Here is a 25,822-nt window from a genome sequence, read left to right on the forward strand (position 1 = left end):
CCTACCTCCCCGCGCGCCGGTGTCCTAGAACGTCAGCACCGCCCTCGCCACCTTCCCCGCGTGCGCGTCCTCGGCCGCCCGCTCGAAGTCCTCGACCGGATACATCGCCGTCACCAACTCGTCGAGGAGCAAGCGGCCTTCGCGGTAGAGCTCGGCGTACAGGGCGATGTCCCGCTGGGGCCGGGACGAGCCGTAGCGGCAGCCGAGGATGGACTTGTCGAGGTACATCGAGGAGACCAGGAAGGACGCCTCGGCCGTCGCCGGGGGGACGCCGAGCAGGATGGCCTGGCCGTGCCGGTCGAGAGCGTCGACGGCCTGGCGGATGAGTTCGACGCGGCCGACGCATTCGAAGGCGTGCTGGGCGCCGGTGGGCAGGATGTCCTTCAGCCCGTCCACCGACGTCAGGAAGTGCGTCGCGCCGAACTGCCGGGCCGCGGACTCCTTGGCCGGATTGGAGTCGACGGCGACGATCCGCAGCGCGCCCGCGAGCCGGGCGCCCTGGATGACGTTGAGACCGATGCCGCCCGTGCCGATGACCAGGACGGTGTCGCCGCGGTCGACCCCGGCCCGGTTCAGGACCGCTCCGACACCCGTCAGCACCCCGCAGCCGATCAGCGCGGCCGAGGTCAGCGGGATGTCCTTCGGGATCCGGACCGCCTGCACCGCCTTCACCACCGTGCGTTCCGCGAAGGCCGAGTTGGCGGCGAACTGGTAGAGCGGCTCGCCCCCGCGCGCGAACGGCCGCTGCGGCATGCCGATCGCCTTGCGGCACATCGTGGGCCGTCCCCGGTCGCACTCGGCGCAGGTCCCGCAGTTGGCGAGGGTGGACAGCGCCACATGGTCGCCAAGCCCGACATGGGTGACGCCCACACCCACGGACTCCACCACGCCCGCGCCCTCATGGCCGAGCACCACAGGGACGGGGAAGGGGATGGTCCCGTCCACCACGGACAGATCGCTGTGACAGAGCCCCGCCGCGGAGATCGCCACCCGTACCTCTCCGGGTCCTGGATCCCGTACCTCCAGGTCGTCCACGACCCGGGTCCTTCTCCCGTCGAAGATCACGCCTCGCATCGCGCCGGCTCCCCTCTTCCCGGGCCGCCCCGGGCTGTTCCTGGGCTGTTGGTTCCGGGGCCGGTCAGGACCGGCCCCGGGGCTCCTTCGGCAGGCCGAGCGCGCGCTCGGCGATGATCGTGCGCTGGATCTCGTCCGAGCCGCCGTAGATCGTGTCGGCCCGGCTGAAGAGGAACAGGTGCTGGGAGGCGTCCAGTTCGTAGGGCAGCGCGGCCGACCAGTCCCGCGGACCCACCGCCGCCGCGGCCCCCCGCACCTGGACCGCCACCTCACCGAGCCGCCGGTGCCAGCCGCCCCACAGCAGCTTGGCCGCACTCGGCGCACCCGGTCCCTGGGCGCTCCCCGGACCGTCCAGGGTGCGCAGGGCGTTCCACCGCATCGTGCGCAGCTCGGCCCAGAGCCGCACGAGCCGGTCGCGTACGACGGGATCCCGGGCCGCTCCCGTGGCGACGGCCGCGCGCAGCACCCGCCCCAACTCCTCGGCGAAGCCGATCTGCTGGGCGAGCGTGGAGACCCCGCGCTCGAAGCCGAGCAGGCTCATGGCGACCTTCCAGCCCTCGCCCTCGCCGCCGACCACGTGCCCGGCCCGCGCCACCGCCCCGTCGAAGAAGACCTCGTTGAAGTCGCTCGTGCCCGTGAGCTGGCGGATCGGACGGACCTCGACGCGGCCGGGCTGGTCCATGGCGACGAGGAGGAAGGACAGCCCGTGGTGGCGGACGGACCCCGGTTCGGTGCGGGCGAGCACGAAGCACCAGTCGGCCTCGTGGGCGAGCGAGGTCCAGATCTTCTGCCCCGTGACCCGGTACACCCCCGGGGACCCGGCCCCCGTGTCCGGTACGGCGGTCGTGCGGACTCCGGCCAGGTCCGAGCCCGCGCCGGGCTCGCTGTACCCCTGGCACCACAGCTCCCGGCCCTCGGCGACCGGCGGCAGGAAGCGGCGCTTCTGTTCCGGTGTCCCGTGCGCGATGAGCGTCGGCGCCAGCAGGTTCTCGCCGATGTGCCCGGAGCGGGCGGGCGCCCCGGAGCGGGCGTACTCCTCGGCCCACACGACCTGCCGGGTCAGGTCCGCGCGCCGGTTGCCGTACCCGTCCTCCGCCCAGCCGAGGCCGATCCAGCCGGCCTTCCCGAGTTCCCGCTCCCAGTCGCGGCGCCCGGGGGTGCCGGCCAGGTGCTCCTCCAGCCAGGCCCGCGCCTCGCGCCGGAAGGCCTCGTCCTCGGGACCGAATGCGAAATCCACGCGCTCTCCTCCCCACCGGACCCGGGGCACCGGGACCGGGAACGGTCACGCGTTGGGGCGCGCCTTGTCCGCGGCCGCCCTTGCCATCGCCTCGAGCTGCTCGAGCAGCGGCATCGGATCGACGCCGACGGTCCCGGGCAGGAAGTCGGCGATCTTCTCCGGGGTCCAGGCGCCCTCGGCGTATCCGGCGCGCAGTTCGCGCGGCTGGGCCCATACGGCGATCTTGGGTCCGGCGATCGTGTAGACCTGCCCGGTGATGCGCTCCTCGCGGGCCCGGTCCGACAGCAGGTAGACCACGAGCGCGGCCACGTCCTCCGGTTCGCCGATCTCCTTCAGCTCCATCGGTACGTTCGCCGACATGCGCGTACGGGCGACGGGCGCGACGGCGTTCGCGGTGACCCCGTACTTGTGCAGGCCGAGGGCCGCGCTGCGCACCAGCGAGATGATCCCGCCCTTCGCCGCGCTGTAGTTGGCCTGCGCCACCGACCCCTGGTGATTGCCGCTGGTGAAGCCGATCAGGGTGCCCGAGCCCTGTTTGCGCATCACCGCCGAGGCGGCGCGGAAGAGCGTGAACGTGCCCTTGAGATGGGTGGCGACGACCGGGTCCCACTCCTGCTCGGACATGTTGAAGAGCATCCGCTCGCGCAGGATGCCGGCCACGCACACCACTCCGTCGATCCGTCCGTACGAGGCGAGCGCGGTGTCGACGACGCGCTGCCCGCCCGCCATCGTCGAGATGTCGTCGGCGACCGCGACCGCCTCCCCGCCGGCCGCCTCGATCTCCTTGACGACGGTCTCGGCGACGGAACTCGTGGGCTCGCCGCCCTCGACGGACACGCCGTAGTCGTTGACGACGACGCGCGCGCCCTCGGCGGCCGCGGCGAGGGCGACCGCCCGGCCTATCCCCCGGCCCGCGCCCGTGACGGCGACGGCCTTGCCCGCAAGGAAGTTCCCCATGCCCGGCCCCTTCCCGCAGTTTCTGACGGTCCGTTAGATTCAACTCGGATTCTACGGCCCGTCGGATACCTGGAGACAAGCCCCCGGGGAGGACTCATGTCGCAGTCGGCGCTCCATCCGGAGTTCCACGAGATCGCCAAGCGCGTCAACAACTGGGGGCGCTGGGGCGCCGACGACGAGATCGGGACGCTGAACCTCGTCACCGACGAGGTCGTGCGGGAAGCCGCCGCGACCGTACGGACGGGGCTCCGCGTGCCGCTCGCCCTGCCGCTCCGGCAGGACGGCGTGCAGACCGGGATGATCCCGGGGCGGGTCAATCCGCTGCACGCGATGGTGCAGATCAACCAGGAGATCTTCGGCCCCGGCACGGTGGCGTGCAGCGACGACGCCGTGACCATGGGCCTCCAGGCGGCCACCCACTGGGACGCGCTGCCGCACGTCTCGCACTCCGGCAGGCTCTACAACGGACGCCCCGCCTCCACCGTCACCCCGCACGGCGGCGCCGAGTTCAGCGGGATCGACAAGCCGCGGCACATCGTCTCGCGGGGCGTCCTGCTCGACGTGGCGCGGGCGCGCGGCGAACACCGGCTGGCCGGCGGGCACGCCGTCACCCCCGAAGACCTCGAGGCGGCGGAGGAGTTGGCGGGCACGCGGGTGAGGGCGGGCGACATCGTGCTCGTACGGACCGGGCAGATCCAGGTGTATCTGGCGGGCGACAAGCACGGGTACGGGTATCCGTCGCCGGGCCTGTCGGTGCGCACCCCCGAGTGGTTCCACGCGCGCGATGTCGCGGCCGTCGCCAACGACACCCTGACCTTCGAGATCTTCCCGCCCGAGATCGAGGACCTGTGGCTGCCCGTGCACGCGCTCGACCTGGTCGAGATGGGGATGCTGCAGGGCCAGAACTGGAATCTCGAAGAGTTGTCCACAGCCTGTGGACAAGAAGGCCGGTACGCCTTCCTGCTGTCGGCGATGCCGGAACCGTTCGTCGGCGGCACCGGCACACCGGTGGCACCCGTGGCGATCCTCTGACACCCGGTCCGCGCGAGAGCGGCCCACGGGCCTGCCGTACGAGGGCCGACTGGCGGCGCGCTTCCCCCACTCTCGACTGCGCCCGGCCGAAGGTCCCCACCTCACCCCGGGCACGGCACCGCGCGCCGCCATCCGCCTCCGGCGTACCCGCCCTACCTCCCCCGCCCGTGGGGGAGCCGACGCCGAATCACGACCCACACTCGCCGAGGGCCCCCGTCACCGGAACCCTCGTCGTCCCCTCGCGGCGAATCGCTGAACATAAGCGTGATCAAACGGACACGCCACGTCAACAGTCGATCGGGGATTTATAGCGTTTCATCCTATTTGAGACAGCGCGTACGGAAGCACGACCCGGCGCATTCGGCCACTACCGCGGCCGTGTACAGCGCTTTCGTGCATACATGCACACAACGCGAGACGCGCGCGAGGAGGACGGACCACCTCGCCGACCCCGGCCGCACGGCACGGCGATGGCGACGGCGACGGCGAGGAAGGGGGCCGGACGGACCGGCCCTAGACCGCCTCGTACGCGAAGCCGCCGTAGGCGCCGTAAGGGGAGTCCTGCGCGGCGTCCGAGGCGCAGCGGTCCAGCTCGCACCAGATGCGCTTGCCGGCACCCTCGGGATTCCAGCCCCAGCGGTCCGCGAGGCCGTCGACCAGTTCCAGGCCTCGGCCGTTGGTCTCGTCACCGTCGGCATGGCGGGGCATCGGCGGCCTGGCGCTGGAGTCGGCCACTTCGAGACGCACGGTGGCGGCTCCGGCACCACCCGGCAGACACAGGCGCAGCACGGCCGGACACCCGGTGTGCACCACGGCGTTGGTGACAAGTTCCGAGACGAGCAGGATCAGCGTCTCGGCCAGTGGTTCATCGGCGTCTATCCCGGACCCCGCGAGCCTCGAACGGGCCCACCGCCGGGCTCGCCCCACCTCTGCGGGGTCGGGCCGGATCTCCAGCTGCACTTGAAGCACCTGCACCGCTCACACCATCCGAACCGGCGGACACATCGCCTCGCGCCTCACAAGGGCCACGATCGTAGCCATTTTCTGCATGGCCAGAACAAGGATCACGGAACGTGATTCCCTTGCGAGACAGCATGGTTGACGTACAGTCACCCCAACAAGCGCTTCGGGCATATTCCAGCGCGAAGGAGTACGCGTGCGGCATACTGTGCGACGCTCGCCACGGGGAGTCGAACAGGCAGGTACGGGGGTCCGCACTGCCCCGCGAGCGGCGCGCATCGCCGGGTCCGGCGCGGCCTCGGGGGCAACACCGGGATGGCTCAGCCTCAGAACCACTCGCATCCCACACAAGGTACCGGAGCCCGGCGCCGACTCCAGGCCGTGACAAGTCACGCCTAGGACACAACCAGGTCTCGACACTCCGTGATCCCGGTTTGCCACGATCCGCGACATCCAGCCCCGTTCTTCCCGTGACACCCCAGGACAGCGGCCTGCTACGCCTCGGCGACCATCAGATCGTCCGCCAGCTCTTCCTCACTTTGCGTAGTGCCACCGGCACGATACGTCCGCGTCCACGCCCTCTTCAGGTGCAGATGGACGTCGGACTCCCAGGTGAAGCCCATGCCGCCGTGCACCTGCAGACAGTCGCGGGCACCGCGCACGGCGGCCTCGTCGGCGAGCAGACGGGCCGCCGCGACATCCGCCGGGTCGCCGGTGACCGAGGCGGCATAGACGGCCGCGCGGGCCACCTCGACCCGCGCGAGCATGCCCGCGCACAGATGCTGCACCGCCTGGAAGGCGCCGATGGGCTGCCCGAACTGTTCGCGTGTCCGGGCGTGTTGCACGGCGGTCTCGCAGGTTCGGGCGGCGCTGCCGAGCTGTTCGGCGGCGGTGAGGAGCGAGACGAGCAGCCTGTCCGGCGCCGGGGCCGTCCCGGGTGCGCCGCGCCCGGCCGGCCGGCCGTCGGTCACGGGCAGCCGGTGCAGGGGCGTCAGCGGGTCCACCGAGTCCAGCCGCTCGGCCCCCGTGGCGTCGCCCCGTACGACATCGGCCTCGTCCAGCCATTCCACGAGCCCCCCGTCGGCGGACGTCACGACGACGTCCCCGGCGGCCGCTCCGGGCACGGCGCCCGCGGCGAGATGGGTGGAGATCAGCGGTCCCGGCAGCAGGACCCGTCCCGCCTCCTCGAAGGCCAGCACGGCCTCCGGGAGGCCCTGCCCGACGCCGCCCTCGGCCTCGGGCAGACGCAGTGCGAAGAACCCCGCGGCGCCCAGCTCGCGCCACAGCTCCCGGTCGAGCACCCGGGCGCCCCCCGGACGCCTCCCACGCACCCCTTCGATCCCGCCCTTCCCCTGTGTCCCGCCTTTCCCCTCTGCTCTGCCGGTCTCTTCTGCCCTGCCGGTCCCTCCTGTCCCGCCGGTCTCCTCCGTCCCGCCCGCCGCGCCCTTCCCGTCCGCCCGGTCGACGGCCGCGCGCAGCGCCTCCCGCCCGAACCGGCCTTCGAGCAGTTCGCGTACGCCCTGCCGCAGAGCCCTTTGATCATCCGTCAGCCGGAAGTCCACCGGTCGAACTCACCTCCCCCTGGGAAGGCCGAGGATCCGCTCGGCCACGATGTTCCGCTGGATCTGCGAGGTGCCGGCCGCGATCGTGTACGACAGGGACGAGAGCCGGTCCAGCGTCCACTCCCGTCCCAGGTCCAGGGCCTCGGGGCCGAGAACCTCCGCGGCGGCTTCGAACAGCTCCTGACGGGCGTGCGAATAGCTCAGCTTGAAGACCGAACCGCCGACGCCGGGCACACCCCTGGTGCTCTGCGCCTCGCTGACGTTCCACTGGGTGAGCCGCCACAGCGCGCGGAACTCGGCGTTCAGCCTGCCGAGCCGGCGGCGCAGGACGGCGTCGTCCCAGCGGCCGTTCTTGCGCGCCTCCCGCGCCACCTCGTACAGGACGCGGCGGCAGGCGACGACTTCGCCGACGAAGGCGGTGCCGCGCTCGTAGGAGAGCGTCACCATGGTCACGCGCCAGCCGTCGTTCTCGGCGCCGACCCGGTTGGCGACCGGGACGCGCACCTCGTCGAGGAAGACCTCCGCGAACTCGGTGGAACCCGCGAGCGTCCGCAGCGGGCGGACGGTGATGCCGGGCGCGTCCATCGGCATCGCGAGCCAGGTGATGCCCCGGTGCTTGCGCGCGGCGGGGTCCGTCCGCACCAGCAGCTCGCACCAGTCGGCCACCTCGGCGTGGGAGGTCCAGATCTTGGACCCGCTGACGACGTAGTCGTCGCCGTCGCGCCACGCGCGCGTGCGCAGCGACGCGAGGTCGGAGCCGGCGTCCGGTTCACTGAAGCCCTGGCACCAGACCTCGTCGCCGCGCAGCACGGGCGGCAGCCAGCGCGCCCGCTGCTCCGCGCTCCCCTCGGAGGCGATGGTCGGTCCGGCGTGCAGCAGCCCGACGAAGTTGGCCCCCACATAGGGGGCGCCCGCCTTCTCGGTCTCCTCCAGGTAGATGAGGTGCTGCGTCGGCGTGGCCCCCCGGCCGCCCGCGTCGACGGGCCAGTGCAGGCCCGCGTACCCGGCGTCGTACAGCATCCGCTGCCAGCCGAGGTCGTACGCCCGCCTGGCGGGCCAGTCGCGGGGGGACGGTTTCGGCGGCAGCGCCGGCAGGGCCGAGGCGAGCCAGGTCCGCAGGCGCCCGCGGAACTCCTCCTCCTCGGGGGTGTACGTCAGGTCCACTACAGGTCCAGGTCCAGCATGCGGATGGCGTTGCCCCGCATGAGCTTGTGGACGGTCTCGTCGTCGAGGCCCTTCACGTGGTCGAGGGCGACCTCCTTGGTGTGCGGGAAGGTCGAGTCGACGTGCGGGTAGTCGGTCTCGAAGGTGGCGTTGTCGCGGCCCACCACGTCGAGGGACGCCACTCCGTGCTTGTCGCGGAAGAAGCAGCAGAAGATCTGGCGGTAGTAGTACGTCGACGGGGGCTCCGGGATCAGGTCCCTGACCCCGCCCCACGCGCGGTGCTCCGACCAGACGTCGTCCGCGCGTTCCAGGGCGTACGGGATCCAGCCCATCTGGCCCTCGGAGTAGGCGAGTTTGAGGCGCGGGAACTTCACCAGGACGCCGCTGAACAGGAAGTCCATCATGGAGGCCATCGCGTTGTTGAAGGACAGCGAGGCCTGGACGGCGGGGGGCGCGTCGGGGGACGCGGCGGGCATCTGGGAGGACGAGCCGATGTGCATGTTCACGACCGTCCCGGTCTCCTGGCAGACCGCGAAGAACGGGTCCCAGTGACCGGAGTGGATGGAGGGCAGCCCCAGATACGTGGGGATCTCCGAGAAGGTGACGGCCTTCACGCCCCGGGCCGCGTTGCGGCGGATCTCGGCGACCGCGAGGTCGATGTCCCACAGGGGGATGAGGCACAGCGGGATCAGCCGGCCGCCGCTGTCGCCGCACCACTCCTCGACCATCCAGTCGTTGTACGCCCGCACACAGGCCAGGGCCACTTCCTTGTCGTGGGCCTCGGCGAAGGTCTGGCCGCAGAAGCGCGGGAAGGTGGGAAAGCAGAGGCTGGCCTCGACATGGTTGAGATCCATGTCCTTGAGCCGCTCGACGGGGTCCCAGCAGCCGCGCCGCATCTCCGCGCGGGTGATGCCCTCCAGCGTCATCTCGTCGCGGTCGAAGCCGACGGCGGCGATGTTGCGCTTGTACGGGAACTTGAGGTCCTCGTAGATCCACCAGTCGGTCGGCGGGCCGTCCGGATCCATGGTGATCTGGTACTTGCCGGCGACGTAGGCGAGTTCACCGATGCCGGCGGTCAGCGGCCTCGGTCCCCGGTCGTGGTACTTCCGCGGCAGCCAGGTCTCGAAGAGGTGCGCGGGCTCGATCACATGGTCGTCGACGCTGATGATGCGGGGCAGTTCGGTCATGGTCCCCTCCGCCTGGCGTACGTTTCTGATGACCCGTCAGATTCAATTCCACCAGCAGGCTAGCCCCGCGCCTATGGACCGACAAGGCGCCGAGCCCTACGCTCTGCCACGATCTGACTGTCCGTCAGCTATTGGGTCGAAGAGAACGACCACAGGGGGTCGAAGTGAACGACACCGCACACGCCCTGAGTTCCGCGCGCACGCTGTGGGAACTGGTCGACCGCCGGGCCGGCCTCACCCCCGACCGGCCCGTCCTGCTCCAGGGCGACCGCTCCCTGACCTTCGGCGAGCTGCGCGACCGCGCCGAGCGGGTGGCGGCGGGCCTCCACGACAAGGGCGTACGGCCGGGCACGGTGGTCGCCTGGCAGTTGCCCACCCGGATCGAGACCGCCCTGCTGTCCTTCGCGCTGGCCCGTATCGGCGCCGTGCAGTCGCCGGTCATCCCCTTCTACCGCGACCGCGAGGTCGGCTTCGCGCTGCGGGAGTCGAAGGCCGAGTACGTCGCCGTCCCGGGCGAGTGGCGCGGCTTCGACCACACCGCGATGGCCCACCGGCTCGACGCGAAGAACGTCTTCGAGGTGTACGACACGCTGCCCGACGGCGATCCCGCCGTCCTTCCGCCCCCGCCCGCCGACGGGACCTCCGTCCGCTGGATCTACTGGACCTCGGGCACCACTTCCGACCCCAAGGGCGTGCTGCACACCGACCGTTCACTGATCGCGGGCGGCTCCTGCCTCGCCCACGCGTTGCGGCTGTCCGAGGGCGACGTCGGCTCGATGGCCTTCCCGTACGCGCACATCGCCGGTCCCGACTACACGGTGATGCTGCTGCTGTACGGCTTCCCGGCCGTGATGTTCGAGCACTTCGCGCTGCCCGCCGCCCTGGAGGAGTACCGCAGGCACGGCGTGACGGTGGCGGGCGGGTCGACCGCGTTCTACTCGATGTTCCTCGCCGAACAGCGCAAGCGGCCCGGGGAGCCGGTCATTCCCACGCTGCGGCTGCTCGCGGGCGGCGGGGCCCCGAAGCCGCCCGAGGTCTATCACTCGGTCGTCCGGGAGATGGGCGTGCAGCTCACCCACGGGTACGGGATGACCGAGGTCCCGATGATCACGATGGGCGCACCGGACGACACGGCCGAGAACCTGGCCACCACGGAGGGCAGGCCCCCCGAGGGCATGGAGATACGGATCGTGGACGCGGCGGGCGCCGACCGGCCGTGCGGGGCCGACGGTGACGTGCGGCTGAGGGGGGAGGCCGTGTGCCAGGGATATCTGGACCCGGCGCAGACCGCGGAGGCGTTCGACGGGGACGGGTTCCTGATCACCGGGGACGTGGGGCATCTGACCGGGAGCGGTCACCTCGTCCTGACCGGCCGGGTGAAGGACATCATCATCCGCAAGGGCGAGAACATCTCCGCGAAGGAGATCGAGGATCTGCTGCACCGGCACCCGGCGGTCGGCGACGCCGCCGTGATCGGACTGCCCGACGCCGAGCGCGGGGAGCGCGTGTGCGCGGTGGTGGAGCAGCCGCCGGACGCGCCGGAGCTGACGCTGGCCGCGGTGACGTCGTACCTGCGCGGGGAAGGGCTGTCCGTGCACAAGCTGCCGGAGCAACTGGAGGTCGTGGACGCCCTTCCGCGCAACGAGACGCTGCGGAAGGTGCTCAAGTACCGGCTCAGGGAGCGCTTCTCGGGGTGATCCCCCCGCGCCGGACCGCTCGGGCCACCCGAGCCGCTGGGGCTGGTCCGGGTGGACCGGCTACTGCGGCCGCACCGGGTGGGCTGGGTGGTGCGGCTACTCCGGCTGGTCCGGCACCGTGAAGTAGCGGGCGAACCCGCTCACGATCTCCGTCTCGCCGATCCGCCCGTCGGCGTCCGAGTCCAGGGCGGCCGCCACGCCGGCGGCGACGCTCTCGCCCACTCCCAGCGCCCTGAGGACGCGCGTGACCTCCCCGACCGTGGCCGCGCCGGCCCGTTCGGTGTCCGCCACGGCGAGGGCCGCGTGCAGGAAGGGACGGGCGATCTCGGCGAACCGCTCGGGGTTGTCGCGCAGCCGCTTCACGGCGCCGCTCACGAACTCCTCGCGCGTGATCCGCTGGTCGCCGTCACGGTCCGCTATCCCGGCCATGCCCTGCCAGAACGCCTCGGCCCCGATGTAGAGGGCCTGGCCCCTGTCCGACCGTGCGGTCGTGCCGAACTCGGCGAGCACGGACTTGGCCGCGGCGCTGAAGTCCTCCCGGTCGATGTAGCCGTTGCCGTCCTGGTCGAAGCCGGCGAACCGGGCGGCGATCCTGCGCTCGTACTCGGAACTGACCATGGTGTTGTCGGACCGCCTCACTACTCAGCCGGCCTCGGCCGGACTGCGGTTCATCTGGGACGGAGCGTACGACGACCGAACCGTCCGGGGTGCCGGAAAGCGACGGTTGTACCAAGACCGCAAGAATTCCGAGACACGAGAAAGGGACCGGGACGGGACCGGAAAAGGACCGGAACGGGGCGGGCGGGGGCGCGACGGGGCGGGAAGCGGCCGTCGCCGGGGCCGTCGAACCGAGCGGTCGTGACCGGGCCCTCAGGCCGACAGCGGGCGGGACTCCTCGTCCGTGGCCGCGCCGACGTCCGGGTACACGTCGAACAGCCGGCGCACGCCGAGGGCCCCGAGGACGCGGTTGACATGGGAGCCGTCGACCGCGCCCCGCGCGGGCAGTATCAGGCGCAGACGCCCGCGGCAGGAGCGCATGAGGCGACGGGCCGCGATCAGGACGCCGACGCCGCTGGAGTCGCAGAACACGACCTCGGACAGGTCCAGGACGATGCTGTGCCGGCCCGCGGCCACCACGTCGTGGACGCTCTGCCGCAGCCCCGGCGACGTCACGAGATCGAGTTCGCCCGACACCCGCAGCACGGCCCACTCGCCGTCGGTCACGTCGGTCACGTGCGTCACTTCGAGCGTCACCGCCACGCCTTTCGCTCGCCTCGCCCAGCAGAAACGGAAGCACTCCGTACGCTTCCTTCCAGCGCGGCTGCCCCGCCGTAGTTCCATGAAACACGGATCCCGCCAGGAAGAAACGTCTGTCTACGGTCGAAAGTGCTTCACGAGGGTTCTCTTTCGGTCGCATACGGCCAGTTACGGTCAGGCACGGGGGCGGAAGTGGCGCGCCTCTACCATCCACCGCCCGCCCAGGGGCGCACATTGACGCAAAGGGGCGTGCGTCGCCGGACGTGCCGACTACATTCAGGACAGCGGATGCGCACAGGCTGGACGGCAGCACCGCATGGCTGGACAGCGACAGGGGACACGACCGGCACACAGGCCGGACGCAGGGACGGGCGCCGGGCACGACCAGGGGTGAGGGGGCCGTATGGCGACGCAGGACGCACCGCCCCGCTGGGACCGCAAGATGCAGCAGCGGCTCTCGCGCGGGGAGGCCGCCGCACTCGGCGAGCTCTACGACCGGTTCGCCTCGCTCGTGCACGGTCTCGCCCATCGCGTGCTCGGGGACGAGCGGGCCGCCGACGGGATCACCCGCGAGGTCTTCACCCACGTCTGGGAGAACCCCGACGCGTACGACCCGAAGCAGGGTCCGCTGCGTTCCTGGGTCGCCACCCTGACCCACCGCCTGGCCGTGCAGCGCCTGCGCACGACCGAGGCCGCCGCCCTCGCCCTCGGAGGCGACGGCACCGCCGAGGAGCTGGAGCGCAAGGTGCGCAGCGCGTCCGTCGCCGCCCGCGCGGACTACATCGTCACGTCCATGCCCACCCCACTGCGGACCGCCCTGGAACTGGCGTACTTCCAGCGCCGCGACTACCGCCAGGCGGCCGCCGACCTCGGCGTCACCGAGGACGAGGCCCGCCGCCGGCTGCGCCTCGGCCTCCAGTTGCTGTCCACCGCCCATGACGCCGGGCCGGCCGGCACACCGCCGGAACCCGGGGGTGCGCGGTGAGCGAGGAACCTGGCCGGTTCCCGTCGCCCGACGACGGGGAGGGCCGCGCGGGCGGGTACGAGGACGGTCACAGGGACGGGCACGGGACCACGGACGAGAACGAGGACGGGCACAGCGGCATGCACGAGGACGGGCACGAGGACGCCGACGGCGGTGGCGCCGGGCCGCTGCCGGGCGGGCCGCCACGCATACCGCCGCCCCGCACCTCCGTGGAGGACACCGGGCTGCCGCTGCCCGAACCGGCCGGCACCGACCGTCCGGCACCGCCGGTCCTCGAACACCGGGTCCTGAAGTCGCTGCTGGGGGCCTGGGCCCTGGCCGCCTGCTCGGCGGACGAGACGACTGCCGTCGAGGACCACCTCGGGCACTGCGGCTCGTGCGCGGAGGAGGCGCTGCGGCTGCGCGAGGCGGTCGGGCTGCTGCACCCGGCGGAGAGCCTCGACCTCGACCCGGCGCTGCGCACCCGCGTCCTGACGAACTGCCTGGACCGGCGCCCGCCGCGCATCCCGGTACCCGAGTGGGCCGCTCCGTACGACGCGGAGACCGCCCGTCTCGACGCCCTGCTCCAGGACATCGGCGGCTCCGAATGGCACGCGCCCGTGCGGCTGCGCTGGTTCGAGGGCGACGGACCCGTGAGCCGTCGTACGACCGTCGCCGGGGTCATCGCCCATCTGCTGAGCGTCGACGGACTGGTCGCCGTCGCACTGGGGCTGGACGACCCCGTCGGCACGGCCGGAGAGGAGCGCCCGACCCCGCAGGAGCGCACCGAAGCGTACTGGCGTTCCTCGCGCGTCCCGCCCACCCGGTCCGTGCGCGTCCCCTGGCGGGAACAGAGCCACCGCATCGTCCGGAGCGTGTCGTTCGTGGAGGAGGGCGTCCCCGCCGCGGGCGGGGTCGCGGGCGGGGAGGCCTCCGGGCGGCTCACCGTGGCGTACGGCGGTTTCGAGCTGCCGCTCAGCGACTCGATGCTGGACCGGGCCTTCGAGTGCTGGGTGCACGCTGGGGACATCGCCGACGCGGTGGACTACCCGTACGAGCCGCCCGCTCCCCGGCATCTGCACCGGATGATCGACCTGGCCGCGCGGATGCTGCCCGTCTCCCTCGCCGAGCGGCGCCGGGCCGGGCTGTCGGCCCGGTCGGTCCGGCATCTCGTCACGGCCGGCGCTCCGGGACGCAGTCTGCGCCTGGAGATCGAGGGCTCCGGGGGCGGTGAGTGGCTCATCCCGCTCGACTCGCCCGGCGCCGTCGGCTCCGCCGACCACGAGGTGGCCCATGTCGCGCTGGACGGGGTGGAGTTCTGCCGCCTGGCCGCGGGCCATGTCTCCCCGGAGGAGGCGGCCGCCGGACAGGACGGCGACCGCGACGTCATCAGGGACGTCCTGTCCGCGGCGGCTTCGCTGAGCCGGATGTGATCCGGCCGCCCGGAAGTCGGGCGGGCCCGATCGCGAGGCGGCCGGAACGCCGAGCGGCCCGGCGGTCAGGCAGCCCGGAAGTCAGGCGAAGACGACCGTGCGGCGTCCGTTGCGCAGGATGCGGCGCTCCGCGTGCCACTTCACGGCGCGGGCGAGCGCCTGGCACTCCACGTCACGGCCGATGGCGACGAGCTGGTCGGGGGTGACGTCGTGGCCGACCCGCTCGACCTCCTGCTCGATGATCGGGCCCTCGTCGAGGTCGGCGGTGACGTAGTGCGCCGTGGCGCCGATGAGCTTGACCCCGCGAGCGTGTGCCTGGTGATACGGCTTGGCGCCCTTGAAGCTCGGCAGGAAGGAGTGATGGATGTTGATGATGCGTCCGCTGAGCTGCTTGCACAGGTCGTCCGAGAGGACCTGCATGTAGCGGGCGAGGACGACCAGCTCGACGCCCTTCTCGCGCACCAGCTCCAGCAACTGCGCCTCGGCGTCGGCCTTCGTGTCCTTCGTCACCGCGATGTGGTGGAAGGGAACGTCGTACGACCCCACCAGCTCCGCGAAGTCGGTGTGGTTGGAGACCACGGCGGCGATGTCGACGGGCAGAGCGCCGATCCGCGCGCGGAAGAGCAGGTCGTTCAGGCAGTGGCCGAACTTGCTGACCATGAGGACGACCCGCATCCGGTCCTCGGCCCGGTGGATCTGCCACTCCATGTGGAAGGCGTCGCCGATCGCTGTGAAACTCGCACGCAGTTTCTCCACAGTCACCGGGGACTCGGCGGAGAAGTGGACGCGCATGAAGAACAGACCCGTGTCGTGGTCGCCGAACTGCTGGCTGTCCTCGATGTTGCAGCCGGTCATGAACAAGTAGCTCGACACGGCGTGCACGATGCCCTGCTTGTCGGGGCAGGACAGCGTCAGGACGTACTGCTCGGCGGACGGCACGGTCTCGCGGACGGACGGCTCATTCATGCGGGACAGGCTTTCATACCAGGCACCCGCGCAGGAGGGCCGTCCCGCCACGCGGACGCCGCACGGGCCCCGCGCCGACGGTGTCGGAACGCCGCGCGGGACCTACGCCGACCGCGTCAGAATGCGCAGGACCTCCAGGGTGCGCGGAGGCGCGTCCGGGTCCTCTCCGTCGCTCGACGCCAGCCGTACGTGCGCGGCGCGCGCGGCCTGCAGGGCGTCCGGCCAGCCCTGGTGGTCGAGATAGGCGGAGACCGGCGCGTCGGGTCCGACCTGGTGCATGATCCGCAGGACCCGCAGGACGGCACTGTCCACGAGGGCCGCCTCCTGGGAGTCCCGGAAGATCGTGCCGACGTATTTCTCGGCCGACCAGTTGTCCAGCCAGGTGTCCTCGACCAGGCGGTACACGGCGTCGGTGACGTCGCCGTATCCGTCGACGCCGGCGAGCCAGACGTCTCTCTGGAACGCGGGGTCGGAAAGCATGTGCAGCGCGGAGCGCACATTGCTGCGCCAGCGCCACCAGGGCATGTCGTTCAGTGGCATGCCGCCCATGGTGGATGAGCGACGGCCGCGGCGGGAAGAGTTCTCCGAGTCTTGCACGGTCATCGATCGTACGTTCCTTGTGAAAAACAGTTCATCGCCCCCTGTAATTCACCTCTGCGTCACCTGGTGTCGACCGCGGGTCACACAAATATTTTTCGTGTGACGGAATCGTGCGTGCCCATGACCGGTAGGCGACGCACTCGCACCATCTCCCCCACCCCGCCCCGGCCCCGCAAGGCCAAGCTGCTGTACGCGAGCGCTCTCGTAGCGTGCGCGTCGGTCGCCGTCGGATGCGGGGTCATCCCTGGTGCCACGGGGGGCTCCGGGGATGGCCCCGTGAAGGTGATGACCTGGGCCCCCGAGAAGACCAACGCGACGAACAAGCCCGGAATGCCGGCCCTGGCGAAGGCCTACGCACGCTGGGTCAACGCCCACGGCGGCATCAACGGCCGTCGTCTTGAGGTCCTCACCTGCAACGACCACAACGACTCGGTCGACGCCGCGCACTGCGCCGAGCGGGCCGCCGACGAGGACGTCGTCGCGGTCGTGGGCTCCTACAGCCAGCACAGCCGGGCGTTCCTCGCCCCGCTGGAGAGCGCGGGCATCCCCTACATCGGGGGCTTCGGGGTCACCGACGACGAGTTCACCAGCCCCGTCTCCTACCCCGTCAACGGCGGTCAGGGAGTCCTGCTGGCGGGCCTCGGCGAGCAGCTCGGCAAGAACTGCGGCCCTGTCTCGCTCATACGCCCCGACACCATCGCCGGTGACGAGCTGCCGGTGCTGCTCGACTCCGGCCTGAAGGCGCTGGGCCACTCCAGGGCCGCGGACCAGCGGGCGGCCGAGGACGCCACCGAGTACTCCCTGCCGACCCAGCAGGCGCTCAAGCACGCGACGTCCGACCCGAGCAGGCCGGGCTGTGTGGTCCCCGCGCTCGGCGACCGCACGAACACCTTCATGGACTCCTTCCGGCGCGACGCCGAGGACTTCCCGAAGGTGCACACCGGTACGGTCATCGGCAACGTCGACCAGTCGCTCATCGACGCCACCGGCGGCAAGTCGGGCCCCTACGAGGGTTCGTACGTCACCGGCTGGTACCCGACCTCCGACGACTCGCGCTGGAACCCGATGCGCGCGGTGATCAAGGAACAGGCCTTCGGCGACAACCGGATCGACCCCGCCGACGCCGGGGTGCAGACCACCTGGATCGCCTACACCGTGCTGAAGAAGGCCATCGAGTCCCTCGGTGCGGGAGAGGTCTCGCCCCTCACCCTCCGGCGCGAACTCGACAACGGCCTCAAGGTGGAAACGGGCGGGCTCACCCCGACGCTGAGCTGGCGCTTCGACGCGGACAGCACCGCCGCCGACTTCCCGCGCCTGGTCAACGCCGACGTCACGTTCCAGGCCGTCCGCGGCGGTCAGCTCACCTCGCAGCGCAAGGGGTTCGTCAACATGACGAAGACCCTCGCCGGGGAGGACTAGCCGGCCGGAGGCGGGACACCGCTCACGACGAAAGCCCGGCCCCCTCGCCGTTCGGTGCGGGGGCCGGGCTTTCGTGCGTGGTCGGAGCCGGTCTACGCGGCCGGAGCCGGTCTACGCGGTCAGAGCTGGGTGCGGGCCCGCTGCGTCAGGCCGTACTTCGACGCGATGGAGTTCCACAGCGTCGCGGCCTGCCCCTTCTGCGCGGAGGCCGTGCCGCTGGCCCGGTCGCCCGCCTGGGTCTGCCCGGTGGTGCGGGCATGGCCCTTGCGGCAGCCCTTCTTGTCGTTCTTGACCTGGTCGGCCCAGGCCGCGTAGTGGTTGTCGGCCGCGGCGGAGGCCTTCCAGCCGCTGTTGAGGGCGGCGCTCAGCTCGTCGTGGTTCGGCAGCTTGTCGACCGAGAGGCCGGCGAGCCGGGTGACCAGCTCGCCGCGCTGCTTGGCCGCGTCCCGCAGATCACCGGCCGCCTGGTCGAGGTCGCCGCACGCCTTCACGTTCGCCACGGCGTTGATCACCGAGTCGCGGCTGCTGGCGCTGTCCGCGAGAAGCTTGTCCAGTTCGACGGCCTGCGCCTTCACCGGATCGGCACCGGCGGGCGCCGACGAACCCGCCGTCGCGGGCGCGGTCGCGGCCACCGTCTTGCCGGTGTCGTCCTTGCCGTCGTCGCCACCGCCGCCACCGCTGAGCAGGGCACCGGCGCCCACACCGAGCACGATGATGCCGACGCCGACCGCCGCGATCAGCGGGACGCGCGAGCCGCTGCGGCCACCGCCGCCCCCGTCACCGCCGGACTGACCGCCACGCCGCCCGGCGGCACGTCCGCCGCCGGGAACCGGCTGGGCGCCGTACCGGTCACCCGGCCCGTAAGGGTCCTGCGGGCCGTACGGATCCTGCGGGCCGCCCGCGTCGATACGGGGCAGCATCTGCGTCGCCCCGGCCACCTCTGGCTCGCTGCGGAAGAGATTGTCGAACTCCGCCGGGGGCTGCCGCTCCTCGGGCGCGCCGGAGGACATCCCGTAGGACCCCGAGGGCTGCGCGGGGACGGGCGGGATGTACTGCGTGGCGTCGGCGTCCGAGCCGCCCCGCGCGGTCTGCCCCGGGTAGTGCGGGATGCCGGCCGCGACCTCCGGCGGCAGGGCGCCCGGCCCGACCGGCGGGATGAACTGGGTGGCGCCCTCGTCCGCGGCGGGGACCGGCGGTATGAACTGCGTCGCCCCGTCGTCGGCACCCGGGGCGGCCGGTATGTACGGAATGTACTGGGTGGCGCCGTCCTCGCCGCCGGACGGGAGCTGGGTCCCGTGGCCGGCGTGCCCGCCCTGCTGCTCCTGGATCCCGTAGGCGCCATAGCCGTCGTATCCCGGGGCGCCCGAGCCGTGCGCCCCCGGCGCATAGCCGTTCTGGGCGCCGTACGCCGAGGACGGCGCGCTCTCGGGCGGCAGCGGTGCGGAGCCGGATCCGGGCGCGCCGAAGCCGTGCGCCTGCTGTGCGCCGTGCGGGTCCGCCGCCGGCCAGCCCTGGGCCCCGGGAGGCGTGGGGGCACCCCACGACGGATCGGCGTTCGCGGGCGCGCCCCAGCCGTCGGCGGCCTGCGGGGCAGGGGCGGCCGACTGGTCGGGGCCCCACTGCCCACCCCAGGCCGGACCACTGGCCGGGGTCACACGGTCACCCGTCGTGCCCGGCAGCAGGGGTTCGCTACCGTCGGAGGGCAGCACGATGCCTTCGCGCGCGGGCCGCGCCGAGGGCTCCTCGCCCTGTCCACTCTGCGTCACCGGGACTCCTACGAATGGGGGACCTTCGGAATCATCGGCTCACGCTACCGGGTCCCCACAACCCGGTGCCACGCAGCACCTGCGGTGACCGCGGCGCCTTGTGACGCGGGTAACGAAACCGCCCCCGAATGCGCTGTATCTCACTCCCCTCCCCCACAGCGCCCTCGTTTTCCCGGCGTTCACTCCTCTACGGGCCATATGTTCACGGACCCGAGCCCGGAAGATCGCGAAGCGAAATGATCACACCCCGCGCCGGCGTAGGGTCACGCTGCCGCCTGCAGCTCCATGCGCGCCCCGAACTCCCGCACCACGGCCTCGTCCTGGAACGGTGCCAGGCGCTGCTGAAGGTCCTCCAGGTACTCGGCACCGCGGTTGGAGCGGAGTGTGCCGAGGAGTTCGACGGCGCGCAGACCGGTGTGGCAGGCCTGTTCCACCTCGCGCTGCTGGACCTGTGCCGTGGCGAGCAGGACATAGCCGATGGCCCGGCGGCGGGCACGCGACTCGGGAAGACCGGCCAGGGACTCCTCGGCGCACCGCGCGGCGGCCTCGGCCTGGCCGAGGTCCCGGTGACAGTGGGCCAACTCGTCCGCCAGATAGGCCTCGTCGAAGTGCGCGATCCACGTCGGGTCGTCCCCGGAGGCCGCGTCCGCGTTCTCCAGGGCCGTGACGGCCCTCCCGGACGCCACCTGCGCGGCGCGCGCGTCGCCCATGAGCGCGTGCCCGCGCGCCTCGGCGGCGTGGAACATCGACTCCGCCCGCGGTGTCACCCGGCCGCGCGCCCCTTCCTGGGCCGCGCGCGCCAACTGCGCGATCTCGCGCGGGTTGCCGAGCTGGGCGGCCAGATGGCTCATGGACGCGGCGAGGACGTATCCGCCGTAGGCCCGGTCGCCGGCCGCCTGCGCGAGCCGCAGCGCCTGGATGTAGTAGCGCTGGGCGAGCCCGGGCTGGCCGGTGTCGATGGCCATGTAGCCGGCGAGTTCCGTCAACCGGGAGACGGCGGCGAACAGTTCACGTCCGACCGCCTCGCGGTAGGAACCGGCGAGCAGCCCGGAGACCACACTGTTCAGGTAGTGCACGACCACCGGGCGCACATGCCCGCTGCCGTACTGGTGGTCCAGGTCGGTCAGGGCCTGGGTCATCGCGCGGACCGCCGCCACGTCCGAGGGCCCGACGCGCGGGCCCGCCGACCGGGCCACCTGCGAGTCCGGCGAGGAGATCAGCCAGTCGCGGCTCGGCTCGACGAGCGCGGAGGCGGCGACGGACGACCCGGACAGGAAGTCCCGTCGCCCCACGTCGCTGCGCCACAGCTCGCAGACCTGCTCGATCGCGCCCAGTATCGTCGGCGAGAACTGGAGACCCACGCCGGACGCCAGGTTCTTGCCGTTGGCCATGCCGATCTCGTCGATCGTGACCGTCCTGCCGAGCTTGCGGCCGAGCGCCTCGGCGATGATCGCCGGAGCCCGCCCCCGGGGCTGCTGCCCGCGCAGCCAGCGCGCGACCGACGTCTTGTCGTAGCGCAGATCGAGTCCGTGCTCCGCTCCGCACATGTTCACTCGGCGGGCCAGCCCGGCGTTCGAGCAGCCCGCTTCCTGGATGAGTGCCTGGAGCCGTTCGTTCGGCTGCCTGGCGATGAGAGGCCTTGCGGCCATGGCGTACCCCCTGTGGCTGCGGTGCCTGCCCACGCACCGAGTTGACGTGTCCTCACCGGCCGGTGCACCGAAGGAGGCCGGCCAGAAAGATCAATGCCCCGCAGACATGCCGAAGATGCGAGACATGTGAGGATTGCCGGGGTAAGGGCGGTCGCCCGACCCCACCCCTGATTACCCGCTACCGGCTGCCGCTGCCCCCGCGCGCCCCCACACGTGCATCCATGCGCCCCAGCCGGGGAACCGATGCTCCTCCCCCGCGCGCGTGTCCCCGTAACCCTGGGCTGACGCGGAAGTTGAGATCGGCGTGGAAGAGATCATCACAGGAACCGAGTCCGCGCACATTCCCCGGCAGCGTGGCGAATCGCTGCCGGAAACCGCGGTGCGCTATGCCGAGGAACGCCACTGGGACGTGTTCCCGGGCACCTGGCTGGTGACGGCGGGCGGAGTGCAGCTCTGCTCCTGCGGTGAACCCGCCTGTGCCGCGCCCGGCGCGCATCCGGCGCGCGAGGACTGGGCGGCCCAGGCCACGGGCAGCGCGACCGTCGCGCGGCGGTTCTGGTCGGTGCGGCCGGAGGCGTCGATCCTGCTGCCCACGGGGCGTACGTTCGACGCGATCGACGTGCCCGAGACGGCCGGGTTCCTGGCGCTCGCCCGAATGCGGCGGATGGAGCTCACCCTCGGGCCGGTGACGTGCACCCCGGACCGCCGCATGCACTTCTTCGTGCTCCCCGGAGCCGCGGCGAAGGTCCCCGACCTGGTGCGGGCGCTGGGCTGGCCGCCCGCCTCGCTCGATCTGACCGTGCTCGGCGAGGGCGCCTACGTGGCCGCGCCGCCGACCCGGGTCGGATCCCGGGGCGCCGTGCAGTGGGCCTGCCGGCCGACGCCCGCGAACCGCTGGCTGCCGGACGCGGAGGAGCTGATCTCCCCGCTGGCCTACGCCTGCGGACGGGATCGTTAGATCGACCGGGACGCGGAGGGGACCGGTACCGGGCGGCCGGGGGCCCTTAGGGTGCCTGTATGAGCGAGGGAGCGAAGGGCGGCGGCGTGCCCGCCGTGCGTGTGCGGGGGCTCTGGAAGCGGTTCGGTGAGCAGGTCGCCGTGGCCGGGATCGATCTGGAGCTTCCCGCGGGACAGTTCATCGGGCTCGTCGGGCCGAACGGCGCCGGCAAGACCACCACCCTGTCGATGGTGACCGGGCTGCTCAGGCCCGATCAGGGCACGGTCGAGGTCGTCGGTCACGACGTCTGGAGCGACCCGGCGGAGGTGAAGGCCCGGATCGGCGTGCTGCCCGAGGGGCTCCGGCTCTTCGAGCGGCTCTCCGGACGCGAACTGCTCGGCTACACCGGCCGGCTGAGGGGGCTGCCCGGCGCCGAGGTCGACAAGCGCGCCACCCAGCTCCTCGACGTCCTCGACCTCGCGGGCGCCCAGCACAAACTCGTCGTCGACTACTCGACGGGCATGCGCAAGAAGATCGGCCTGGCCTGCGCGCTCCTGCACAACCCCGAAGTCCTCTTCCTGGACGAGCCGTTCGAGGGCGTGGACCCGGTCTCCGCGCAGACCATCCGGGGCGTCCTGGAGCGGTACACCGCGTCCGGCGCCACCGTCGTCTTCTCCTCCCATGTGATGGAGCTGGTCGAGTCGCTGTGCGACTGGGTCGCCGTCATGGCCGCCGGGCGCATCCGCGCGCACGGTCCGCTCGCCGAGGTACGCGGTGGCGCACCCTCGCTCCAGCAGGCCTTCCTGGAACTGGTCGGCGCGCACGGCCGCGGCCCCACGGCCGATCTGGACTGGCTGGGCGGCGGGACGCCCCGATGAGCGCCGGCACCGGCGTCTCCGCCGCGTCGATCACCCCCGTCGTCGTCCGGCTGAAGCTGTCGCTCCTGCGCAACGGCCTGCGGCAGTCCGCCGGGCGGCGGGCCGCGTTCATCGCCTCCACGGTGCTCGTGCTGCTCTTCGCCGCGCTCCAGCTGATCGGCCTGATCGCACTGCGCGGCAACGAGCACGCCACCGCCGTCGGCGTCCTTCTCGTGGCGGTCCTGGCGCTCGGCTGGACGGTGATGCCGCTGTTCTTCCCCAGCGGCGACGAGACACTCGATCCGACGCGGCTCGTGATGCTGCCGCTGCGGCCGCGGCCGCTCGTCCGGGCGCTGCTGGCGGCCTCCCTGGTCGGTATCGGGCCGCTCTTCACGTTCTGCCTGCTGCTCGGTTCGGTGATCGCGGTCGCGCACGGGGCGGCCGCGTACGCGACGGCGGTGGTCGCCCTCGTACTCGCCCTGCTGGTCTGCGTGGCCCTCGCGCGGGCCGTCGCGGCCGCCAACATCCGGCTGCTGTCCAGCCGCAAGGGCCGCGATCTGGCGGTGCTCAGCGGACTGGTCGTCGCGGTCGGCGCCCAGCTCGTCAACTTCGGCGCGCAGCGGCTCGGTTCGGCGGGCGGGCTGTCGGCACTGGACCCGGTGACGGACGTGCTGCGCTGGATCCCGCCCGCGTCGGCGATCGGTGCCGTGGACTCGGTGAGCGACGGGGCGTACGGGGCAGGAACGGTCCAGCTCGCGCTGTGCGCGGCCGCCTTGGCGGGGCTGCTGGCGCTCTGGTCCCGTCATCTGACGCGGCTGATGACCTCGCCCGACGGGTCCACGCTCCAGGCCGCGGAACCCGCCGCCAAGGAGCGCGGCCCTTCGGGGCTCGCCCGGCTGCTGCCGGCCGGACGCACCGGCACGGTCATGGAGCGCAGCCTGCGGTACGTGTGGCGCGATCCGAAGACCAAGGCCGCCTGGGTGACCTCGCTGGCCATCGGGCTGATCGTGCCGGTGTTCAACGCGCTCCAGGGCACCGGCTCGGTGTATTTCGCGTGCTTCGCGGCCGGGATGCTCGGGATCCAGATGTACAACCAGTTCGGGCAGGACACGTCCGCGTTCTGGATGGTGGCGCTGACGATTTCCTCGACCCGCGACGCGTACGTCGAACTGCGCGGGCGGGCGCTGGCCCTGCTGTTGATCACCCTGCCGTACGCGACGCTCGTGACCACCGTGACGACCGGACTGCTCGGCGCGTGGGGGAAGCTGCCCGAGGTGCTCGGCCTGTCCTTCGCGCTGCTCGGCGCGATGCTGGCGACCGGCGCCTGGTCCTCGGCGCGCTTCCCGTACTCCATCCCCCAGGAGGGCTACAAGAACGTGGCGCCCGGTCAGGCCGGTCTCGCCTGGATCGCGATCTTCGGCGGTCTGATCTCGGCCGCCCTGCTCGCCTCTCCCGTCATCGCCCTGACGATCTGGCTGAACGTGAGCGCCGACGGCGACCGCTGGACCTGGCTGCTGCTGCCCGTGGGCGCCGTCTACGGGGCGCTGATCACGCTGCTGGGGCTCAAGCTCGCGGCGCCCCGGACGGCGGGGCGGCTGCCGGAGATCCTGACGGCGGTCAGCAAGGGGTGAACGGGCGGGCAGCCACCGGTGCTCGTGCGGCGTTGCGGTGCGCGTCCCCCTGAGAGGTGAGCTGAGCGGCCGGGACGGCACACCGCGCCGCAGCACTATTGGGCACCGCACATGAACGGAATATGAAGATCCAGTGAAGCTTTGTGATCACCTTGTGACGCGTCCGGACGGCGCCGGCACTAGCCGGTGAGCACTCCGTCCAGGAACGGCTCGATCGCGGCGCGCCATGCCTCGGGCTGGTCGTAGTGCACGAGGTGGCCGGCGTCCGCGACCTCGGCGTACTGGCCGCGCGGCAGGACCCGGACCATCTCCTGGGACTCGGCCCGGCCGAGTTCGCCGTCGAGGCCGCGGACGACCAGGGCGGGGCACCGGACCTGGGCGAGCTCCTCCCAGTGGGCGTCGTACACCCATGTCTGGCGGGACTTGAGCATCTGTTCGGGTTCGAAGACGGGGCGCCAGCCGTCGGACGACTCGTGCATCACCTCGGCGTAGAACTCGCCGCGGGAGGGATGTGGGCGCTCCACCCAGGGATCGTCCTCGCCGAACCACTTCCGTACGTCGGCGAGTGTGGCGAAGGGGACGGGCCAGGCCTTGAACCAATCCTCCCATTCACGCTGGGAGGCGGAGCCGAGCGCCGAGGCCCGCATGTCGCAGATGATCAGGGCCCGGACGAGATCGGGGCGCTTGGCGGCGAGCTGCCAGCCGGTCAGCGCGCCCATCGCGTGGCCGACGACGACGGCCGGTCCGAGGCCGAGCTGGTCGAGGGCGGCTTCGGCGTCCTCGACGTAGGCCTCGCGGGTGTACGCGGCCTCCGGGGCCTTGTCGCTCTGGCCGTGACCGCGCTGGTCGAGGGCGATGGCGCGGTGCCGCTCGGAGAGCCAGCGGGCGGTGGACGCCCAGTGCGAGGCGCGGCCCATGAGGCCGTGCAGTAACAGCACGCCGGGCGCCTCGGACGCCTTCGGCTGGTCATTCTTGGGAGGGTCGGCGTACTCCCATGCGGCAAGGCGTACACCGCCCGCTCCTGTCACGTCGATGCGCCGCACCATCGGTAATGGCACCCCCCTGGCTCGCTCGGACCCGCTCGCTCCCGCTCTTCCCGGCCGGTCCACTCGTACCGCTTTCTGCCGCTCTTCCGTGTGCGGGTCGATGCCCTCGCGCACTCCGCCACATCGCCACGTTATCGAATGGGGATTCGAAACTGGCCTTTCCGGCCGCAACACCCCTCGTTCGAGTGACCGCCCACCAGGATTGACCGTCGTCGCCCGGGGGAGATCTCCTGCGGGAGGCGGACCGCTCGGGGAAAACGGTCCGAAGGGAATGACCCTGGGAGCTCGGGGCTCCGGGTCAGCACAGGGGAGGACAGGCCCCGGCGCCGAAAGGCGAAGATGGCGGAGCCGCTCGACATCGTGTGGTCCCGTGCGCTCCCCGTCGGTGTATCGCCGTCCTAGGTGACGGTGTCGCAGGACGCGGTCG

22 protein-coding genes are annotated in these 25,822 nt (G+C 72.0%); 8 read left to right on the forward strand and 14 right to left on the reverse strand.

Going from position 1 to position 25,822, the window contains the following annotated elements:
- Positions 1 to 24: 24 nt before the first annotated feature.
- The 3 genes from ACWEBX_RS07535 to ACWEBX_RS07545 form a co-directional block, all read right to left on the reverse strand.
- Positions 25 to 1,074 carry an alcohol dehydrogenase catalytic domain-containing protein gene (locus tag ACWEBX_RS07535; protein WP_451883962.1) on the reverse strand — a complete coding sequence of 350 codons (1,050 nt, stop codon included), beginning with the start codon at positions 1,072 to 1,074 and terminating at the stop codon, positions 25 to 27.
- A gap of 64 nt (positions 1,075 to 1,138) precedes the next feature.
- A complete protein-coding gene (locus ACWEBX_RS07540; protein ID WP_451883963.1) occupies positions 1,139 to 2,311 on the reverse strand; it encodes an acyl-CoA dehydrogenase family protein in 1,173 nt (390 codons plus the stop codon).
- 45 nt (positions 2,312 to 2,356) lie between these two features.
- Positions 2,357 to 3,268, reverse strand: coding sequence for an SDR family oxidoreductase (locus ACWEBX_RS07545; protein WP_384792607.1), 912 nt, complete (start codon positions 3,266 to 3,268; stop codon positions 2,357 to 2,359).
- Positions 3,269 to 3,364: 96 nt separating this feature from the next.
- Between ACWEBX_RS07545 and ACWEBX_RS07550 the strand changes: the two genes are divergently transcribed.
- Positions 3,365 to 4,300 (forward strand): cyclase family protein, encoded by a 936-nt coding sequence (locus ACWEBX_RS07550; protein WP_451883964.1) that lies wholly within the window; start codon positions 3,365 to 3,367, stop codon positions 4,298 to 4,300.
- A gap of 513 nt (positions 4,301 to 4,813) precedes the next feature.
- Here ACWEBX_RS07550 and ACWEBX_RS07555 read toward each other — a convergent pair.
- From ACWEBX_RS07555 to ACWEBX_RS07570, 4 genes are all read right to left on the reverse strand, one after another.
- The gene (locus tag ACWEBX_RS07555; RefSeq protein ID WP_355765406.1) at positions 4,814 to 5,260 is read right to left on the reverse strand and encodes an ATP-binding protein; all 447 of its coding nucleotides are present in this window, start codon (positions 5,258 to 5,260) and stop codon (positions 4,814 to 4,816) included.
- A 494-nt stretch (positions 5,261 to 5,754) separates the two neighbouring features.
- A complete protein-coding gene (locus tag ACWEBX_RS07560; RefSeq protein ID WP_451883965.1) occupies positions 5,755 to 6,822 on the reverse strand; it encodes an acyl-CoA dehydrogenase family protein in 1,068 nt (355 codons plus the stop codon).
- Between the two features lie 9 nt (positions 6,823 to 6,831).
- On the reverse strand, positions 6,832 to 7,986 hold the full coding sequence (locus tag ACWEBX_RS07565) for an acyl-CoA dehydrogenase (RefSeq protein WP_451883966.1): 1,155 nt from the start codon (positions 7,984 to 7,986) through the stop codon (positions 6,832 to 6,834).
- Entirely contained in the window at positions 7,986 to 9,173 is a 1,188-nt protein-coding gene (locus ACWEBX_RS07570; RefSeq protein WP_451883967.1) for an amidohydrolase family protein, read from the reverse strand. Before ACWEBX_RS07570 ends, ACWEBX_RS07565 begins: the two co-directional genes overlap by 1 nt.
- A gap of 164 nt (positions 9,174 to 9,337) precedes the next feature.
- Between ACWEBX_RS07570 and ACWEBX_RS07575 the strand changes: the two genes are divergently transcribed.
- Positions 9,338 to 10,870, forward strand: coding sequence for a class I adenylate-forming enzyme family protein (locus ACWEBX_RS07575; RefSeq protein WP_451883968.1), 1,533 nt, complete (start codon positions 9,338 to 9,340; stop codon positions 10,868 to 10,870).
- Positions 10,871 to 10,966: 96 nt separating this feature from the next.
- Here ACWEBX_RS07575 and ACWEBX_RS07580 read toward each other — a convergent pair whose 3' ends face one another.
- Complete coding sequence (locus ACWEBX_RS07580; protein ID WP_451883969.1) at positions 10,967 to 11,488, reverse strand: EF-hand domain-containing protein; 522 nt, start codon at positions 11,486 to 11,488, stop codon at positions 10,967 to 10,969.
- 252 nt (positions 11,489 to 11,740) lie between these two features.
- Positions 11,741 to 12,130 carry an STAS domain-containing protein gene (locus ACWEBX_RS07585; protein ID WP_451883970.1) on the reverse strand — a complete coding sequence of 130 codons (390 nt, stop codon included), beginning with the start codon at positions 12,128 to 12,130 and terminating at the stop codon, positions 11,741 to 11,743.
- A 400-nt stretch (positions 12,131 to 12,530) separates the two neighbouring features.
- Between ACWEBX_RS07585 and ACWEBX_RS07590 the strand changes: the two genes are divergently transcribed.
- A complete protein-coding gene (locus ACWEBX_RS07590; protein ID WP_451883971.1) occupies positions 12,531 to 13,112 on the forward strand; it encodes a sigma-70 family RNA polymerase sigma factor in 582 nt (193 codons plus the stop codon).
- 119 nt (positions 13,113 to 13,231) lie between these two features.
- Positions 13,232 to 14,524: an MDMPI N domain containing protein gene (locus tag ACWEBX_RS07595; RefSeq protein ID WP_451883986.1), complete on the forward strand. Its 1,293-nt coding sequence runs from the start codon at positions 13,232 to 13,234 to the stop codon at positions 14,522 to 14,524.
- Between the two features lie 81 nt (positions 14,525 to 14,605).
- Here the strand turns inward: ACWEBX_RS07595 and purU are convergent, their stop codons facing one another.
- The gene (purU, locus tag ACWEBX_RS07600) at positions 14,606 to 15,490 is read right to left on the reverse strand and encodes a formyltetrahydrofolate deformylase (RefSeq protein ID WP_451883972.1); all 885 of its coding nucleotides are present in this window, start codon (positions 15,488 to 15,490) and stop codon (positions 14,606 to 14,608) included.
- A gap of 102 nt (positions 15,491 to 15,592) precedes the next feature.
- Positions 15,593 to 16,093, reverse strand: coding sequence for an SCO4402 family protein (locus tag ACWEBX_RS07605; RefSeq protein WP_361678488.1), 501 nt, complete (start codon positions 16,091 to 16,093; stop codon positions 15,593 to 15,595).
- Positions 16,094 to 16,210: 117 nt separating this feature from the next.
- On the opposite strand from ACWEBX_RS07605, the gene ACWEBX_RS07610 reads away from it, so the two are divergent.
- On the forward strand, positions 16,211 to 17,509 hold the full coding sequence (locus ACWEBX_RS07610) for an ABC transporter substrate-binding protein (protein WP_451883973.1): 1,299 nt from the start codon (positions 16,211 to 16,213) through the stop codon (positions 17,507 to 17,509).
- 119 nt (positions 17,510 to 17,628) lie between these two features.
- On the opposite strand, the gene ACWEBX_RS07615 is transcribed toward ACWEBX_RS07610, so the two are convergent.
- Entirely contained in the window at positions 17,629 to 19,275 is a 1,647-nt protein-coding gene (locus ACWEBX_RS07615) for a hypothetical protein (RefSeq protein ID WP_451883974.1), read from the reverse strand.
- Between the two features lie 263 nt (positions 19,276 to 19,538).
- Positions 19,539 to 20,924: a transcriptional regulator gene (locus ACWEBX_RS07620; protein WP_451883975.1), complete on the reverse strand. Its 1,386-nt coding sequence runs from the start codon at positions 20,922 to 20,924 to the stop codon at positions 19,539 to 19,541.
- A gap of 304 nt (positions 20,925 to 21,228) precedes the next feature.
- Here ACWEBX_RS07620 and ACWEBX_RS07625 point away from each other — a divergent pair, with 304 nt between their 5' ends.
- From ACWEBX_RS07625 to ACWEBX_RS07635, 3 genes are read left to right on the forward strand one after another with little or no spacing between them, the layout of a single operon-like run.
- Positions 21,229 to 21,882 carry a bifunctional DNA primase/polymerase gene (locus tag ACWEBX_RS07625; RefSeq protein ID WP_451883976.1) on the forward strand — a complete coding sequence of 218 codons (654 nt, stop codon included), beginning with the start codon at positions 21,229 to 21,231 and terminating at the stop codon, positions 21,880 to 21,882.
- Between the two features lie 59 nt (positions 21,883 to 21,941).
- Positions 21,942 to 22,739 carry an ABC transporter ATP-binding protein gene (locus ACWEBX_RS07630; protein ID WP_451883977.1) on the forward strand — a complete coding sequence of 266 codons (798 nt, stop codon included), beginning with the start codon at positions 21,942 to 21,944 and terminating at the stop codon, positions 22,737 to 22,739.
- Positions 22,736 to 24,349, forward strand: coding sequence for a transporter (locus tag ACWEBX_RS07635; protein ID WP_451883978.1), 1,614 nt, complete (start codon positions 22,736 to 22,738; stop codon positions 24,347 to 24,349). The genes ACWEBX_RS07630 and ACWEBX_RS07635 overlap by 4 nt, the downstream gene beginning before the upstream one ends.
- Positions 24,350 to 24,528: 179 nt before the next feature.
- Here ACWEBX_RS07635 and ACWEBX_RS07640 read toward each other — a convergent pair whose 3' ends face one another.
- The gene (locus ACWEBX_RS07640) at positions 24,529 to 25,395 is read right to left on the reverse strand and encodes an alpha/beta fold hydrolase (RefSeq protein WP_451883979.1); all 867 of its coding nucleotides are present in this window, start codon (positions 25,393 to 25,395) and stop codon (positions 24,529 to 24,531) included.
- Positions 25,396 to 25,822: the final 427 nt, after the last annotated feature.

The organism is Streptomyces sp. NPDC005070 (genome assembly GCF_053600395.1).